At 61.9% G+C, this 13,703-nt stretch carries 12 protein-coding genes; 11 read left to right on the top strand and 1 reads right to left on the bottom strand.

Annotated elements, in window-relative coordinates:
- Positions 1–21 precede the first annotated feature (21 nt).
- The 8 genes from ACODTD_RS19820 to ACODTD_RS19855 all read left to right on the top strand — a co-directional run bounded on the left by ACODTD_RS19820 (position 22) and on the right by ACODTD_RS19855 (position 7,057).
- Positions 22–207 (top strand): Trm112 family protein, encoded by a 186-nt coding sequence (locus ACODTD_RS19820; RefSeq protein ID WP_003179363.1) that lies wholly within the window; start codon positions 22–24, stop codon positions 205–207.
- Positions 204–968, top strand: a complete 765-nt coding sequence (gene kdsB, locus ACODTD_RS19825) for a 3-deoxy-manno-octulosonate cytidylyltransferase (protein ID WP_285354733.1) — start codon at positions 204–206, stop codon at positions 966–968. Before ACODTD_RS19820 ends, kdsB begins: the two co-directional genes overlap by 4 nt.
- The gene (locus ACODTD_RS19830) at positions 968–1,432 is read left to right on the top strand and encodes a low molecular weight protein-tyrosine-phosphatase (RefSeq protein ID WP_007950772.1); all 465 of its coding nucleotides are present in this window, start codon (positions 968–970) and stop codon (positions 1,430–1,432) included. The genes kdsB and ACODTD_RS19830 overlap by 1 nt, the downstream gene beginning before the upstream one ends.
- Entirely contained in the window at positions 1,429–2,448 is a 1,020-nt protein-coding gene (gene murB / locus ACODTD_RS19835) for a UDP-N-acetylmuramate dehydrogenase (protein WP_011335447.1), read from the top strand. The genes ACODTD_RS19830 and murB overlap by 4 nt, the downstream gene beginning before the upstream one ends.
- 247 nt (positions 2,449–2,695) lie before the next feature.
- Positions 2,696–3,166, top strand: coding sequence for a (2Fe-2S)-binding protein (locus ACODTD_RS19840; RefSeq protein ID WP_039770687.1), 471 nt, complete (start codon positions 2,696–2,698; stop codon positions 3,164–3,166).
- The gene (locus ACODTD_RS19845) at positions 3,163–5,484 is read left to right on the top strand and encodes a xanthine dehydrogenase family protein molybdopterin-binding subunit (protein WP_489105117.1); all 2,322 of its coding nucleotides are present in this window, start codon (positions 3,163–3,165) and stop codon (positions 5,482–5,484) included. Before ACODTD_RS19840 ends, ACODTD_RS19845 begins: the two co-directional genes overlap by 4 nt.
- Positions 5,484–6,464 (top strand): XdhC family protein, encoded by a 981-nt coding sequence (locus ACODTD_RS19850; RefSeq protein WP_011335444.1) that lies wholly within the window; start codon positions 5,484–5,486, stop codon positions 6,462–6,464. Before ACODTD_RS19845 ends, ACODTD_RS19850 begins: the two co-directional genes overlap by 1 nt.
- Positions 6,461–7,057: a nucleotidyltransferase family protein gene (locus tag ACODTD_RS19855; protein ID WP_201815910.1), complete on the top strand. Its 597-nt coding sequence runs from the start codon at positions 6,461–6,463 to the stop codon at positions 7,055–7,057. Before ACODTD_RS19850 ends, ACODTD_RS19855 begins: the two co-directional genes overlap by 4 nt.
- A gap of 67 nt (positions 7,058–7,124) precedes the next feature.
- Here the strand turns inward: ACODTD_RS19855 and rne are convergent, their stop codons facing one another.
- Complete coding sequence (gene rne, locus ACODTD_RS19860; protein WP_201815908.1) at positions 7,125–10,355, bottom strand: ribonuclease E; 3,231 nt, start codon at positions 10,353–10,355, stop codon at positions 7,125–7,127.
- A 699-nt stretch (positions 10,356–11,054) separates the two neighbouring features.
- On the opposite strand from rne, the gene rluC reads away from it, so the two are divergent.
- Genes rluC through sppA form a run of 3 tightly spaced genes read left to right on the top strand, consistent with a single transcriptional unit; the run spans position 11,055 to position 13,680 of the window.
- Positions 11,055–12,017, top strand: a complete 963-nt coding sequence (gene rluC, locus ACODTD_RS19865) for a 23S rRNA pseudouridine(955/2504/2580) synthase RluC (RefSeq protein ID WP_011335441.1) — start codon at positions 11,055–11,057, stop codon at positions 12,015–12,017.
- Positions 12,004–12,666, top strand: a complete 663-nt coding sequence (locus tag ACODTD_RS19870) for an HAD-IA family hydrolase (RefSeq protein WP_085607333.1) — start codon at positions 12,004–12,006, stop codon at positions 12,664–12,666. Before rluC ends, ACODTD_RS19870 begins: the two co-directional genes overlap by 14 nt.
- 24 nt (positions 12,667–12,690) lie before the next feature.
- Positions 12,691–13,680 carry a signal peptide peptidase SppA gene (gene sppA / locus ACODTD_RS19875; RefSeq protein WP_011335439.1) on the top strand — a complete coding sequence of 330 codons (990 nt, stop codon included), beginning with the start codon at positions 12,691–12,693 and terminating at the stop codon, positions 13,678–13,680.
- Positions 13,681–13,703 lie beyond the last annotated feature (23 nt).

Consider the following 13,703-nt stretch of genomic DNA (forward strand, 5'->3'; position numbering starts at 1 on the left):
GTTTTTATCCAGGGAATGTTCATGGACACCAAATTGCTCGATATCCTCGCCTGCCCGGTCTGCAAAGGCCCGCTCAAACTCAGCGCCGACAAGACCGAACTGATCAGCAAGGGCGCCGGTCTGGCGTACCCGATCCGCGACGGCATCCCGGTCATGCTGGAAAGCGAAGCCCGTACCCTGACCACCGACGAGCGTCTGGATAAATGACCACCGCCTTCACCGTTGTCATCCCGTCGCGTTACGCCTCGACCCGCCTGCCGGGCAAGCCGCTGCTGGACATCGCCGGCAAGCCGATGATCCAGCACGTCTGGGAGCAGGCGAGCAAAAGCAGCGCCAGCCGTGTGGTGGTGGCGACCGACGATGCGCGGATTGTCGAGGCCTGCAAGGCCTTCGGCGCCGAAGTGGTGCTGACCCGTGAAGATCACAACTCCGGCACCGATCGTCTGGCTGAAGTGGCTGCCAAGCTGGGTCTGGAGCCGGATGCCATCGTGGTCAACGTGCAGGGTGACGAACCGCTGATCCCGCCGAGCGTGATCGATCAGGTCGCCGCCAACCTCGCGGCCCACACCGAAGCGCGCATGGCCACCTTGGCCGAGCCGATCGAAGACGTGGAAACCTTGTTCAACCCGAACGTGGTCAAGGTCGTCAGCGACCTCAACGGTCTGGCGCTGACCTTCAGTCGCGCGACCCTGCCATGGGCTCGCGATGCGTTCGCCAAGCGCCGCGACGTGCTGCCGGAAGGCGTACCGTATCGTCGCCACATCGGCATCTATGCCTACCGCGCCGGTTTCCTTCAGGACTTTGTGAGCTGGGGCCCGTGCTGGCTGGAAAACACCGAATCCCTCGAACAACTGCGTGCCCTGTGGCACGGCGTGCGGATTCATGTGGCTGACGCGTTGATCGCGCCGCCGACCGGGGTCGACACCGCCGAAGACCTCGAGCGCGTCCGTCGCCTGCTGGAGGCCTGATGCGCGTTCTGTTCGTGTGCCTGGGCAACATCTGCCGTTCGCCCACCGCCGAAGGCGTGTTGCGCCACAAGTTGCGCGAAGCGGGGCTGGCGGATCAGGTCGAAGTGGCCTCCGCCGGCACCGGTGACTGGCACGTCGGCAATCCGCCGGACAAGCGCAGTCAGGCTGCGGCCAAGCTGCGCGGTTATGACCTGTCGGCGCAACGCGCGCAGCAGGTCAGCCGCGCCGATTTCGCCAGTTACGACCTGATCCTCGCCATGGACAACAGCAACCTGCGCAACCTCAAGGCCTTGCAACCGTCCACCGGCAAGGCCGAGCTGGACCTGTTTCTGCGCCGCTATGCAGGCGTGGTCGACGAGGTGCCGGATCCGTACTACGACGGCGATCAGGGTTTCGAGCAGGTGCTGGATCTGATCGAGCGTGCCTGCGATCAGTTGCTGATCGAAGTGAAGGGGCGGTTATGAGTTTGCAGGTACAGCCGCAGGTTTCCCTGAAACCCTTCAATACCTTCGGCGTCGACGTTCGCGCGCAGCTGTTTGCCGAAGCCCACAGCGACGCCGATGTGCGCGAAGCCCTGGCATATGCGAGTGCCCATGATGTGCCGTTGCTGGTGATCGGCGGCGGCAGCAATCTGTTGCTCACGGCGGACATCCCGGCGCTGGTGCTGCGCATGGCCAGCCGTGGCATCCGCGTCATCAGCGACGACGGCAACCGCGTGGTGATCGAAGCCGAAGCTGGCGAGCCGTGGCACCCGTTCGTGCAGCACACGCTGGCGCAGGGTTTTTCCGGGCTGGAGAATCTCAGTCTGATCCCCGGCACTGTCGGCGCCGCGCCGATGCAGAACATCGGTGCCTACGGTGTCGAGATCAAGGATGTGTTCGCCGGCCTGACGGCGCTGGATCGCCAGACCGGCGAGCTGCGTGACTTCAGTCTGGAGGAGTGCCGGTTCGCCTACCGCGACAGCGTGTTCAAACAGCAGCCGGGTCGTTGGTTGATCCTGCGAGTGCGCTTCGCATTGAATCGAGTCGCGCATCTGCACCTGGAATACGGCCCGGTGCGGCAGCGCCTGACCGAGCAGGGCATCGAGCAGCCGACGCCGACGGATGTCAGCCGCGCCATTTGCAGCATCCGCAGTGAAAAACTGCCGGATCCGGCGGTGCTCGGCAATGCCGGCAGCTTCTTCAAGAACCCGCTGGTGTCGGCGGCCGTGGTCGCACAGATCAAGGCGCAGCACCCGGATCTGGTGGCCTACGCGCAACCGGACGGGCAGATGAAACTCGCGGCCGGCTGGTTGATCGAGCGAGCGGGCTGGAAAGGTTTCCGCGAGGCCGATGCCGGCGTGCATAAATTGCAGGCGCTGGTGCTGGTCAACTACGGCGCGGCGACCGGGCTGCAATTGCTCGATCTGGCCCAGCGCATCCAGAAAGACATTGCAGAACGTTTCAATGTCGAACTGGAAATGGAGCCCAATCGCTATTGAGGCTACGCTTTCAAGTCTGGACCCAAAGCCCTGCACTATTTAAAAAAGTGCAGGGCTTTTTTGTTAATCGCGGGTTAACGTAGCCAGCTAACGATACCAGCCATTTGCTTCACCAAAGGCCCGGTGCAGACGTTCCCGTCGGTACAAGAGAGCCTGATTAGCCTGAGCCGATCTGCGCGAACCACTACCGTCCCTGCGGTGGCAGATGGCTCGACCCCATAACCTCCAAGAATATGCGGGCGTGCCCATGATTACCCTGAAACTCAATGGTCAAGATCATCCACTCGATGTCACCGAGGACATGCCACTGTTGTGGGCGATCCGTGACGTCGCCGGTTACAACGGCACCAAGTTCGGCTGCGGCATGGGCCTGTGCGGTGCATGCACCATTCATATCGACGGCGCGCCGGCGCGCAGTTGCATCACCCCGATCGGTTCGGTGGTCGGGCAGAACGTGACCACCATCGACAACCTGCATGCCGACCCGGTCGGTCAGATCGTCCAGCAAGCCTGGCTCGACACCGCCGTGGCCCAATGCGGTTACTGCCAGGGCGGGCAGATCATGTCCGCCACCGCGTTGCTCAAGACCAACCCGAACCCGAGCGACGAGCAGATCGAAGAGGCGATGGTCGGCAACATCTGCCGCTGCGGCACCTACAACCGGATCAAGACCGCGATCCGTCAGGCATCCACTCACCTGAAGGAGGCCAAGGCATGAGCCGTCTACCGAACGATTTCGCCCTGAGCAACCTGAGCCGTCGGGGCTTCCTCAAGGGCGTCGGCGCCACCGGGGCGTTGGTGCTGGCGGCGAGCTGGGGCTGGCAGGATGCGCTGGCCGAAGACAAACCGAAGCAGTTCGGCGCCGACGGCATGCCCAACGGCTGGATCGACGATCCGAAGGTCTACGTCAGCATTGCCGCCGACGGCACGGTGACCGTGGTCTGTAACCGTTCGGAAATGGGCCAGGGCGTGCGCACCAGCCTGACCATGGTGGTTGCCGATGAGCTGGAAGCCGACTGGGCGCACGTCAAGGTTCAGCAGGCGCCGGGTGATGAAGTGCGCTTCGGCAACCAGGACACTGACGGCTCGCGCAGCATGCGTCACTGGTACGAACCGATGCGCCGTTGCGGCGCCGCCGCCCGGACCATGCTGGAACAAGCGGCCGCCGCCCAGTGGAAGGTGCCGGTCGGCGAATGCCGCGCGCAACTGCATAAAGTCATTCACACACCGTCCGGACGCGAGCTGGGTTACGGTGAGCTGGCCGCTGCGGCCAGTGCGCTGACGGTGCCGGCCCGTGACAGCCTGCGGCTAAAGCAGCCGTCGGAATTCCGCTATATCGGCAAGGAAGGTACCAAAGCCATCGACGGTGCCGACATCGTCAATGGTCGCGCGGTTTACGGGGCTGACGTGCATTTCGACGGCATGCTGTTTGCGGTGATTGCGCGTCCGGCGGTGTACGGTGGCAAGGTCAAATCGGTGGACGACAGCGCCGCGCTGAAAGTGCCGGGCGTCCTCAAAGTCATCCAGATCGAGCCTCGGCCATTGCCTTCCGAATTCCAGCCATTGGGCGGCGTGGCCGTGGTGGCCAGCAACACCTGGGCGGCATTGAAGGGCCGTGAAGCGCTGAAGATCGAGTGGGACGATGGCCCGAACGCCACGTATGACTCGGTCGCCTATCGCAAAGAGATCGAAGCCGCTTCGCTGAAACCGGGCAAAGTGGTGTGCAATACCGGTGACATCGACAAAGCCATCGGCAGCGCCGCCAGCACGCTGGAAGCCTCTTATTACTTGCCGCATCTGGCCCAGGCACCGATGGAGCCGATGGTCGCCATCGCCCGTTACAAGGATGGCACCTGCGAGGCCTGGGCACCGAGCCAGGCGCCGCAGGTCACCCGCGAGCGGATCGCCGAACGCCTGGGGCTGCCGTTCGATAACGTCACCTTCAATGTCACGCTGTTGGGCGGTGGTTTCGGGCGCAAGTCCAAACCGGACTTCGTCGTTGAAGCGGCCGCGCTCGCCAAGGAATTCCCTGGCAAGGCAGTGCGCGTGCAATGGACCCGGGAAGACGATATCCACAACTCGTATTTCCACACGGTGTCCGCCGAATACCTCAAGGCCGGTGTGGGCAAGGACGGCTTGCCGTCCGCCTGGCTGCACCGCACGGTAGCGCCGAGCATCACCGCGCTGTTTGCGCCGGGCATGAACCACGAGGCCGCATTCGAACTGGGCATGGGCTTTACCAACATGGCCTACGCGATTCCCAACGTGCGCCTGGAAAACCCTGAGGCCACGGTGCATACGCGGGTCGGCTGGTATCGCTCGGTGTCGAACATTCCCCATGGTTTTGCGATCCAGAGTTTCGTCGACGAACTGGCGCACAAGGCCAAGGAAGATCCGCTCAAGTACCAGATCAAACTGCTCGGCCCGGATCGGCAGATCGACCCACGCACGCTCAGTGAAGAATGGAATTACGGCGAATCCCCCGAGCGTTATCCGATCGACACCGGGCGCATGCGCACCGTGCTGGAAACGGCAGCCAAGGCGGCGGGTTGGGGTCGTCAACTGCCCAAGGGTCGTGGTCTCGGATTGGCCGTGCATTACAGCTTCGTCACCTATGTGGCGGCGGTGATCGAAGTCGAGGTCAAGGACGACGGCACGCTGATCGTGCACAAGGCCGATATCGCCGTGGATTGCGGCCCGCAGATCAACCCCGAGCGCATCCGTTCGCAGTTCGAAGGCGCTTGTGTGATGGGCCTGGGCAACGCCGTGTGGGGCGAAATCAGCTTCAAGGACGGCAAGGTGCAGCAAGACAACTTCCATATGTATGAAGTGGCGCGTATGTCGCTGGCGCCGAAGGAAGTTGCGGTGCATCTGGTGACGCCGCCGGGCGAGGTGCCGTTGGGCGGTGTCGGTGAGCCGGGCGTGCCGCCGATTGCGCCGGCGCTGTGCAACGCGATCTTCGCCGCTACCGGTCAGCGCATTCGCAACCTGCCGGTGCGTTACCAGTTGCAGGGCTGGCAAAAGGCGCAAGCGTGATGGACAGCGCCGATCTGAATGTCCTGCGCAGTGTGCTCGAATGGCGTCGTGCCGGGCAGCGAGTGATGTTATTCAGCGTGGTGCAGACCTGGGGCACCGCGCCCCGAGCGCCCGGCGCAATGCTCGCGTTGCGCGAAGATGGCGTGGTGATCGGCTCGGTGTCCGGCGGTTGCGTCGAGGACGATCTGATCGCCCGGCTGCACGACGGACGGATTCCCGCCGACGGGCCGCCGGTGCAGTTGATTACCTACGGCGTGACGCAGGAAGAGGCGGCGCGTTTCGGCCTGCCGTGCGGCGGTACTCTGCGCCTGACTGAGGAGCGAGTCGGCGATCCGGCGTGGGTCGCCGAGTTGCTGGATCGCTGCGAAGCCCACGAAATCGTCGCTCGCGAGCTGAACATCGGCACTGGTGAGGTGGTGCTGCGACCGGCCGGCAAGAGCGACGCCTTGAGTTTCGACGGCCAGACTTTGCGTGCCATTTACGGCCCGCGCTGGCGCCTGCTGTTGATCGGCGCCGGGCAGTTGTCGCGGTACGTGGCCGAGATGGCGCGGCTGCTGGATTTCGAAGTGCTGATCTGTGATCCGCGCACCGAATTCGTCTATGGCTGGGAAGAGCAGCATGGGCGGTTTGTCCCCGGCATGCCGGATGAAGCGGTGCTGAATATCCAGACCGATGAGCGCACGGCGATTGTCGCGCTGACTCACGATCCACGTCTGGACGACATGGCGCTGCTCACGGCGCTCGACTCCAAAGCGTTCTACGTCGGTGCGCTCGGCTCGCGGATCAACAGCCGCAAGCGTCGGGAAAATCTCGCTGAGCTAGGCTTGTCAGAAGCGGCCATCGCCCGTTTGCACGGGCCGATCGGTTTGCATATTGGCAGCCATTCCCCGGCGGAAATCGCCCTGTCGCTGTTGGCGGAAATCGTCGCGATCAAGAATGGTGTCGAGCTCAAGCAGAAGAAGACAGTGGAGAGTGTATGAGCCGATCCATCGGAGTGATTGTGCTGGCAGCGGGCGAGGGCAGCCGCTTTCGCAAAGTGGCGGGCGCCGACAAGGACAAGCTGCTGGCCGATTGCACCGGGCGCGATGGCGCGGTGCGTTCGGTTATCGAGCAGGTGCTGGTGAATCTGCCGGCGAGCCTTGATCAGCGAGTGCTGGTAACGACCGAGGCGCGACCGCAGGCGATGCGCATGGCGCAGGCTTACGGGTGTGACATTGTCGCGATCGAGTCCATGGGAATGGGCGATAGCATCGCGGCGGGTGTGGCGGCTTGCCCGGATGCCGATGGCTGGCTGATTGTGCTGGGGGATATGCCGTTCATCCTGCCGTCGAGTATTGAGCGGGTCGTGGCGGCGATTGCCGAGGATGCGGTCAGCGTACCGACGTTGAACGGTGATTATGGGCATCCGGTCGGGTTTGGTCGCTCGTTCGCCGCAGGATTGATGGCATTGTCCGGTGATCGGGGCGCGCGGCCGTTGTTCGCCCAAGGGCGGGTGATTGAAGTCGCGGTGGATGATCCGGGTGTGTTGTGGGATATCGATGTGCCCGACGCGCTGGTTTTCCCGCCGTCCTGATAAAACCTTGAGATATAAAAAAGCCCCGCCTGGATCACCAGACGGGGCTTTTTAGTGGCTTCTGGAATCAGACGAGGGGTTTAGGCTCGTGTTCTTTTTCCTGAGCCTCTGCGTGTTGCTCGACCGCTTCCTGAACGGAGCGTGGTGCTTCGGCAATCACGGCTTCAACGGCCACTTCCTCAGCGACCGGGGCAGGAGCCGCCTCGACCACTTCGGCAGCTGGAGCAGCAGCGGCGGCAGCGGCAGCCAGTTCGGCTTCCTTCTGCAGACGCTCTTCTTCACGCTTGCGACGACGCACTTCACGCGGGTCGTTCGGCGCGCGGCCGCTTGGGGTCAGGGCGCTGACCGGAGCAGCTTCAACCACAGGGGCTGGCGCTTCGGCAACCACTGGCGCCTCGATGACCGGTGCTTCTGCGACAGGAGTCGGTTCGGCAACCACCACTGGCTCGGCAGCCTTGGCTTCTTCAACAACAGGCGCTTCAACCACTGGCGCTGGTGTTTCAGTGACAGCCGGCTCGGCGACCCAGTTGAACGCGGTCTGTTCTTCGCGAACTTCACGCACGGTTTCGGTCACGGTTTCAGCGACGGTTTCGACAACCGACTCTTCAACTACGGCTGGTGCTTCGAAGGTCACCGCTGGTTCGGCAGCTGCTTCAACCTGAGGCTGAGCTTCGCGAACCGGAGCCACTTCGACTTCCGGAGCGGCAGCTGCTTCTACCGGAGTGGTTGCTTCAACAACCGGCGCTTCTACTGGAGCAGTTTCCAGGGTTGCAGCGGTGGCGCGTTCAGCTTGCTCGTGGGCCTGAGCTTCAGCCGGAGCGCTGATCACGGTGCTGGCAACAGCAGCGGTAACAGCCAGACCAGCAGCCAGATCGGCAGTGCTTGGCGCCTGGGCGTTTTCGCCGGACTCGGACTCCTCCGAACCTTCGATCACGTTGCCGTTGGCATCACGCTGACGCTCGCGACGGTTGCTGCGACGACGCTGACCACGGGAGCGGCGGCGTGGACGATCGCCTTCGGCGTTCTCCGAACCGTCTTCCGGCAGTTGCTCTTCGTTGGTGGTGATTTCTTCTTCAGCGACGGCAGCAGCGGCCTGTTCGGCGCGCGGTTGACGCTCTTCGCGCGGAGGACGTGGCGCACGCTCTTCACGTGGCTGACGGGCCGGACGCTCTTCAGCGGTGGCGGCGGCAGCAACGGCCGGAGCGGCATCCAGCGGCTCGCGCAGTTCACGTACGCGTTCTTCACGCTCGCCACGCGGCTTGCGATCTTCACGCGGAGCACGTGGTGCACGTTCTTCACGAGGGGCGCGTGGTGCGCGTTCTTCGCGGGCTACCGGTGCTTCGTCACGGGATTCGCGTGGCTCGCGGACTTCACGTGGTTCGCGCGGCTGACGCTCTTCTCGCGGCTCACGTGGTGCGCGCTCTTCACGCGGTGCACGTTCTTCGCGCGGTTTGCGTTCTTCATCGCGGCGACCGTTACGGTTACGGCTCTGCTGACGACCGTTGCGACGCTCTTCGTTGCGGGCCGGACGCTCGGTGGCAGGTTTTTCAACCACCACCGGAGCAACTGGCTCTTCCTTGGTGGCGAACAGGCTGACCAGCGACTTCACCAGGCCTTTGAACAGGCTTGGCTCTGGCGCGGCAACCGGAGCAGGTGCCGGGGCCGGTGCGGCGACTTCGGTCGGAACCGGAGCGTTGGCGCGAGCCGGAGCGGTCTTGACCGCGGCTTCCTGGCGAACCAGGGTGCGGGTCGCGGCGGCTGGCTGAACGTCTTCGACATCGGCAGCGGCGGCAGCGATTTCGTAGCTGGACTGGTTGGTCGCGGCTTCTGGACTGTCGTCACGCAGACGCTGAACTTCGAAATGCGGGGTTTCGAGGTGATCGTTTGGCAGGATGACAATGCGGGCGCGGGTGCGCAGTTCGATCTTGGTGATCGAGTTGCGTTTTTCGTTGAGCAGGAACGCGGCCACCGGGATCGGCACTTGAGCGCGAACTTCGGCGGTACGGTCTTTCAGGGCTTCTTCTTCGATCAGGCGCAGGATCGCCAGGGACAGCGATTCGACGTCACGGATGATGCCGGTGCCGCTGCAACGCGGGCAGACGATGCCGCTGCTTTCGCCCAGCGAAGGACGCAGGCGCTGACGGGACATTTCCAGCAGGCCGAAGCGCGAGATGCGACCGATCTGCACGCGAGCGCGGTCGGCTTCCAGGCATTCGCGGACTTTCTCTTCCACGGCGCGCTGGTTCTTGGCAGGGGTCATGTCGATGAAGTCGATGACGATCAGGCCGCCGATGTCGCGCAGGCGCAACTGACGGGCGATTTCTTCGGCGGCTTCAAGGTTGGTCTGCAGGGCGGTTTCTTCGATGTCGCTGCCTTTGGTGGCGCGCGCCGAGTTGATGTCGATGGACACCAGGGCTTCGGTCGGATCGATGACGATGGAGCCGCCGGACGGCAGTTCGACGACGCGCTGGAAAGCGGTCTCGATCTGGCTTTCGATCTGGAAACGGTTGAACAGCGGAACGCTGTCTTCGTAAAGCTTGATCTTGCTGGCGTACTGCGGCATCACCTGACGGATGAAGGTCAGGGCTTCGTCCTGGGCTTCAACGCTGTCGATCAGCACTTCGCCGATGTCCTGGCGCAGGTAATCGCGGATGGCGCGGATGATCACGTTGCTTTCCTGGTAGATCAGGAACGGCGCGGAACGATCCAGCGAGGCTTCCTTGATAGCGGTCCAGAGTTGCAGCAGGTAATCGAGGTCCCACTGCATTTCTTCGCTGCTGCGGCCAAGGCCTGCAGTGCGCACGATCAGACCCATGTCGGCCGGAGCGACCAGACCGTTCAGCGCTTCACGCAGTTCGTTGCGCTCTTCGCCTTCGATGCGACGGGAGATGCCGCCGGCACGCGGGTTGTTCGGCATCAGAACGAGGTAACGACCGGCCAGGCTGATGAAGGTGGTCAGGGCTGCGCCCTTGTTGCCACGTTCTTCTTTTTCGACCTGAACGATGACTTCCTGGCCTTCGCTCAGGACGTCCTTGATGTTGACGCGGCCTTCAGGGGCTTTCTTGAAGTATTCGCGGGAGATTTCTTTGAGGGGCAGGAAGCCGTGGCGCTCGGAGCCGAAATCGACAAAGGCAGCCTCAAGGCTTGGTTCGATGCGAGTGATGCGGCCTTTATAGATGTTGGCCTTCTTCTGCTCGCGTGCACCGGATTCGATGTCCAGGTCGTAGAGGCGCTGGCCATCTACCAGTGCAACACGCAACTCTTCGGGTTGAGTTGCGTTAATCAGCATTCTTTTCATGTAGTACCGTCGGTTTCCGGGCTGCCGGAAACGGCGTTCGGCACACACGACTTCTCACGGTCGGTGTCAGGTGCGTCGGGAGTGGTTGGCCATTCCCGTGTCCAGCGATGTCCGGCCAATTGGGCCGTTATCGCGACGTACGCGTCCTGCTTGCTGTGGCTACTTAAGCACTCAGTCAGGAGGAGGAATCAACCGGTGGCTGTGGACGAGATGAAGCGTCTTGATAAAGCCTGTTGCTACACAGTCCAGCGGTTGTGCATCTCCACCCTACACGTATCCCTGATAATTCGGGTGCTGCCGCGCGCAGAATCCGCAGCGGGTTGGCATTTACCGTGAGCTCCGAAAGGGGAGGTCACGCATCATGGCTAATTCAGGCGGTGTTTCCGGAGCCTTCGCTCGGGGTCATCCGCGGCTGACTGCACTTTGTGAACTGGCCGTGAATATGGCTCGCGTGGCGAGTGAAAACTCTGCTTTGCGGCGTGATTCAGGCCTCATGTCACCTGCGCTTGTTACAGCTGCAAACTCCACCGTTACGTAGCAAAAGCCCCGTAGGACGGCCTCGCGTCCTGGTGAATTGCGTTGGTCAGGGCCGGTTTTTGACCGTGGTTCCGCTGTCCAGGCCGCTTTTGGCGGCGTTCGCGACTATAGCAGCAATGATTAAGTGCTTCAATTCCATAAAAAATTGTTATTATCCGCGCCATGACGACTACTGCCCCCTCGACTCCAGGCGTTCAACTGCTTGAGGTCTCGCCGGAATATGCCGGCCAACGAATCGACAATTTCCTCCTCGCCCGGCTCAAAGGCGTGCCCAAGACCTTGATTTACCGCATTTTGCGCAAGGGCGAAGTGCGCGTGAACAAGGGTCGGATCAAGCCCGAATACAAGCTGCAGGCCGGCGATATCGTGCGCGTGCCGCCGGTGCGCGTGCCTGAGCGTGACGAACCGGTGCCTTTGGCCCAAGGCCTGTTGCAGCGCCTGGAAGCCTCGATTGTCTACGAAGACAAGGCTCTGATCGTGATCAACAAGCCCGCCGGGATTGCGGTTCACGGTGGCAGCGGCCTGAATTACGGTGTTATCGAAGCCTTTCGTCAGTTGCGCCCCGATGCCAAGGAGCTCGAGCTGGTCCACCGCCTCGATCGTGATACCTCCGGTCTGCTGATGATCGCCAAGAAGCGCAGCATGCTGCGTCACTTGCATGCCGCGTTGCGCGGTGACGGTGTCGACAAGCGCTACATGGCGCTGGTTCGCGGCAACTGGGCGACCTCGATCAAGCAAGTTCGCGCGGCGCTCGGCAAGAGCAATCTGCGCTCCGGTGAGCGCATGGTCGAGGTCGACGAGGAGGAGGGCAAGGAGTCTGTGACCGTGTTCAAGGTTCTGCGTCGCTTTGGCGATTTTGCCACTTTGATCGAGGCCAAGCCGATTACCGGTCGCACGCACCAGATCCGCGTCCACACGTTGCACGCCGGACACTGCATTGCTGGTGACACTAAATACGGCGATGACAATTTCAGTAAGGAAATCCGTGATCTGGGCGGCAAGCGCCTGTTCTTGCACGCCTACATGTTGACTGTGCCGCTGCCCGATGGCGGTGAACTCAAGTTGCAGGCGCCGGTCGATGAAATGTGGGCCAAGACTGTGGAGCGATTGAGTGCGCCCATCTGATTACAAACTGCTGATTTTTGATTGGGACGGCACGCTGGCCGATTCCATTCATCGGATTGTCGAGGCGATGCACTCGGCGTCCGGGCGTTCAGGTTTCGAGTTGCGTGATGATTTTGCAGTCAAAGGCATTATTGGTCTGGGCTTGCCCGAGGCGATCCGCACGCTGTATCCCGAAATCAGCGATGCCGAAATGACCTTGTTCCGCGAGTATTACGCCGATCACTACATCGCTGCAGAAGCGGTGCCTTCGCCGTTGTTCGAAGGCGTAGTCGAGTCGATGGCGTCTTTTCGCGAGCAGGGTTATCACCTGGCGGTCGCGACCGGCAAGAATCGTCGCGGGCTGGATCGGGTGCTCAAGGCCAATGGCTGGGAAGATTATTTCGATATCACCCGTGCTGCCGATGAAACTGCGAGCAAGCCGCACCCTCTGATGCTGGAGCAGATCCTCGCTCACTGCGGTGTGCGTGCCGAGCAGGCGCTGATGGTCGGTGACTCGTCCTTCGATCTGTTGATGGCGCGCAATGCGGGGATGGATTCGGTGGCGGTCAGCTATGGCGCGCAATCGATCGAATCGCTGCAACAGTTCGAGCCGCGACTGTCGATCGACCATTTTTCCGAATTGCATGCCTGGCTGGGGCAGCAGGCTTAATACGTTTTTGCTGGGGTGGATGGCATGACCGACGAATGGAAAGCACCGGCCAAGGCAACTGCCGACGACGGTGATGCGAAAAGCTGGAAGCTCCTGGAAAAGACCCTGCTGGCCGGCGTGCAGGAGCAACGTCGTTCGCGGCGCTGGGGCATCTTCTTCAAGCTGTTGACCTTTATTTATCTGTTTGTTGCGTTGATTCTGTTTACGCCGTTGATGGATATGGAGAAAAGCGCCACGCGCAGTGGCAACTACACCGCATTGATCGACGTTACCGGCATGATCGCTGATAAAGAACCTGCCAGTGCCGACAATATCGTAGGTAGTCTGCGCGCGGCGTTCGAGGACAAGAAGGTCAAGGGCGTAATCCTGCGCATCAATAGTCCGGGCGGCAGTCCGGTGCAGTCGGGTTACGTGTATGACGAGATCAAGCGTCTGCGCGGCCTGCACCCCGACACCAAGCTGTACGCGGTGATTTCCGACCTGGGCGCTTCCGGTGCCTATTACATTGCCAGTGCGGCGGATCAGATCTATGCCGACAAGGCCAGTCTGGTGGGTTCCATTGGTGTGACGGCAGCCGGTTACGGCTTTGTCGGCACCATGGAGAAGCTTGGTGTCGAGCGCCGCACTTACACTTCCGGCGAGCACAAGGCTTTCCTCGATCCGTTCCAGCCGCAGAAGCCGGAAGAGACGGCGTTCTGGCAAAGTGTGCTGGATACCACGCACAAGCAGTTCATCAACAGCGTCAAGCAGGGGCGTGGCGATCGACTGAAGGACAAGGAGCATCCGGAGCTGTTCTCCGGGCTGGTCTGGTCGGGTGAGCAAGCGTTACCGCTGGGCTTGATCGATGGCTTGGGCAATGCGAGTTCGGTGGCGCGTGATGTGATTGGCGAAAAAGAGCTGGTGGACTTCACCGTTCAGGAATCGCCGTTCGACCGCTTCTCGAAGAAGCTCGGAGCAAGCGTTGCCGAAAAACTGGCAATGTGGATGGGTTTCAACGGCCCGTCGTTACGCTGATCGAATGCTGCAAGAAAAACCGG

This window comes from Pseudomonas sp. FG35 (assembly GCF_057809295.1).

Excerpts from the sequence above, each read along its gene's own strand:
- ACODTD_RS19840 (WP_039770687.1), top strand. The coding sequence starts at position 2,696 with ATGATTACCCTGAAACTCAATGGTCAAGATCATCCACTCGATGTCACC.
- ACODTD_RS19855 (WP_201815910.1), top strand. The coding sequence starts at position 6,461 with ATGAGCCGATCCATCGGAGTGATTGTGCTGGCAGCGGGCGAGGGCAGC.
- sppA (WP_011335439.1), top strand. The coding sequence starts at position 12,691 with ATGACCGACGAATGGAAAGCACCGGCCAAGGCAACTGCCGACGACGGT.
- ACODTD_RS19830 (WP_007950772.1), top strand. The coding sequence starts at position 968 with ATGCGCGTTCTGTTCGTGTGCCTGGGCAACATCTGCCGTTCGCCCACC.
- ACODTD_RS19850 (WP_011335444.1), top strand. The coding sequence starts at position 5,484 with ATGGACAGCGCCGATCTGAATGTCCTGCGCAGTGTGCTCGAATGGCGT.
- rluC (WP_011335441.1), top strand. The coding sequence starts at position 11,055 with ATGACGACTACTGCCCCCTCGACTCCAGGCGTTCAACTGCTTGAGGTC.
- kdsB (WP_285354733.1), top strand. The coding sequence starts at position 204 with ATGACCACCGCCTTCACCGTTGTCATCCCGTCGCGTTACGCCTCGACC.
- murB (WP_011335447.1), top strand. The coding sequence starts at position 1,429 with ATGAGTTTGCAGGTACAGCCGCAGGTTTCCCTGAAACCCTTCAATACC.
- rne (WP_201815908.1), bottom strand. The coding sequence starts at position 10,355 with ATGAAAAGAATGCTGATTAACGCAACTCAACCCGAAGAGTTGCGTGTT.
- ACODTD_RS19820 (WP_003179363.1), top strand. The coding sequence starts at position 22 with ATGGACACCAAATTGCTCGATATCCTCGCCTGCCCGGTCTGCAAAGGC.
- ACODTD_RS19845 (WP_489105117.1), top strand. The coding sequence starts at position 3,163 with ATGAGCCGTCTACCGAACGATTTCGCCCTGAGCAACCTGAGCCGTCGG.